Annotated in this window: 2 protein-coding genes; one reads left to right on the top strand and one right to left on the bottom strand. The window is 47.8% G+C overall.

Translation table 11 applies throughout. From position 1 onward, the window contains the following. The coding region (locus A3750_RS03175) for a pseudouridine synthase (RefSeq protein WP_369819916.1) at positions 1 to 227 on the bottom strand (227 nt) is incomplete at its 3' end. A 39-nt stretch (positions 228 to 266) separates the two neighbouring features. Here A3750_RS03175 and A3750_RS03170 point away from each other — a divergent pair. Beyond that, the coding region (locus A3750_RS03170; RefSeq protein ID WP_231871690.1) for a pseudouridine synthase at positions 267 to 498 on the top strand (232 nt) is incomplete at its 3' end.

The raw sequence follows: 498 nt of genomic DNA, 5'->3' as shown, positions 1-498 counted from the left end.
TGTTTCGAAAATGCAGCATGAACACGAATCTGATGCGTCCTGCCCGTTATCGGCTTAGCCTCTACAAGCGTAAAGTGCTCTGAACGATTCAAAATTCTGAACTTTGTCTGGCTCGGCTTGCCATCTGCGCTGACGACGACCATCCGTTCACCGGATTTAAGTTCATTTTTCCGTAATGGCGCATCGACCACCACTTTATGTTTCGGCCAGCTTTGAGAGCGCTGCATGCACAGTTCAGAGAAGATACTGTTAACAAGATTTACCACATGGCGGTGTTTGGTAAGTGGCCGAAACATAAAGTGGTGGTCGATGCGCCATTACGGAAAAATGAACTTAAATCCGGTGAACGGATGGTCGTCGTCAGCGCAGATGGCAAGCCGAGCCAGACAAAGTTCAGAATTTTGAATCGTTCAGAGCACTTTACGCTTGTAGAGGCTAAGCCGATAACGGGCAGGACGCATCAGATTCGTGTTCATGCTGCATTTTCGAAACATCCAA

This window comes from Oleiphilus sp. HI0079 (assembly GCF_001635105.1).
The sequence above is the reverse complement of the archived record's forward strand: the minus strand, read 5'-3'. Positions and strand labels throughout refer to the sequence as shown.